Genomic DNA, 1,575 nt, shown 5'->3' with positions numbered 1-1,575 from the left:
TGGCAGCGTGAGCGAAAGCGTCGAGATCGTTTCGCTCGCCGCGCCCGTTGGCGCTGTTTCCGGACGGCCGGCTCTGTGACACGGCGATCCTGTGGAAGCGGCTGAACTAACCTGTCGCTGAGTGACTCCTTCCCTGGAAAGGGGCTACGACATTCACACATCTGGGGAGGCTTGCAGTAAGGCTCGGAAGCTGACTCCCTATGACGGTGATTCGCATTTGGGAGAGCGCTGTGCAAGTGCCGCTGGGATCGTTTGGGGACGCACGTCTGGCAAAAGGGGGGCCTTTTTGTACGAGCGGCTTGTCGCGCATGGCGGCAAGGGCGTCAGTGTCAGACAGTTGGGCGGCAACCGCGCCGGCGAGATGCGGATCGCGCGGTTTCTGCACAATCCCAAGGTAACGCTGGGCGAGATGATGTCGACCGTCCTGGCTCGCACCTGCGCCCAGGTTGCCGGCCGGCACGTACTTGCCATTCAAGACACGTCGGCGCTGCGGGTGGACGAGAAGGGGGTGGGCCTGTCGTTTCATCCGGTGATAGCGGTGGATGCCAACGCAGGCACGGTGCTTGGACTGGTCGATAATTTCTTTCTGACGCGGCGGGGCGGCGAGCGCGGCAGCCGCAAGCAGCGAGATTTTGCGGAGAAGGACAGCCGCCGCTGGTTGGACGGCGCGGAACGCGCCAGCGTGCTGGCTGATGCCGGAGCAGCCTGCGTCACGGTGGCTGAAGATCGCGAAGGCGATATCTATGAATGCTTCGCGTTCAAGCCGGCCAAGGTGGAGAAGCTGGTGCGGGCAGCCCAGGATCGCCATTTGGCCGACGGCACGTCGCTTTTCTCCAAAGCCGACGTCTGGGATGAGGCCGGCAGAATGGTCGTCGAGCTTCCTGCCGCCCCGGGTCGAAAGGCACGCAGCGCCGAGCTTTCCGTCAAATTCGGCACGGTCGAGATTGTGCGCCCTACCAACCGCAAGGCCTCCTGTGGCTTGCCCAAAACCATCACTGTGACCCTCGTCATCGGGCGCGAGAGCAATCGGTCTGACGGCGAAGAGCCGGCGCTGTGGTTCCTGCTGACCACCCATCGGGTGAGCGATATCGCCGATGCCCGCCGCATCATTGGCTTCTATCGTTTGCGCTGGACCATCGAGCAATTGTTCCGGACCATGAAGACAAAGGGCTTTGACATCGAAGCGCTGCGCCAGGAGCAGGACGGTCCGCTCGAAAAACTCGTCAGCGCCATTTTGATCGCTGCAGTCAAAGTTATGCAACTCGTCGACGAGCGCGAGGGCAAAGCCAGGCGTCCGCTCAGCGACGTCTTCGATCCCGACGACCAGCCAGCCTTGGAACGGGTCTGTCAAAGTCTCGAAGGCAAGACCGCAAAGCAGAAGAACCCGCACCCTGTCGGTTCGCTTGCCTACGCCGCATGGATCTTCGCAAGGCTCGGTGGCTGGACCGGCTATTACGGAAAACCGGGTCCCATCGTCATGCTCAGAGGCCTCACTCAATTCCACGCCATCAAGCATGGATGGATCCTCCGAAATGTGTGAATCTCGTAGCTGGTGCGATGGGGTGTCCGACTTGG

General features: G+C 61.7%; 1 protein-coding gene. It reads left to right on the top strand.

Annotated features, from left to right (window positions below; genetic code table 11):
- The first annotated feature begins 286 nt into the window (after positions 1-286).
- Complete coding sequence (locus tag WB528_RS10410; protein WP_423888335.1) at positions 287-1,540, top strand: IS4 family transposase; 1,254 nt, start codon at positions 287-289, stop codon at positions 1,538-1,540.
- Positions 1,541-1,575 lie beyond the last annotated feature (35 nt).

Origin of the sequence: Bradyrhizobium sp., assembly GCF_049586575.1 — a bacterium.
Taxonomy (GTDB): Bacteria; Pseudomonadota; Alphaproteobacteria; order Rhizobiales; family Xanthobacteraceae; genus Bradyrhizobium.
This window is presented reverse-complemented; position numbering and strand designations above follow the sequence as displayed.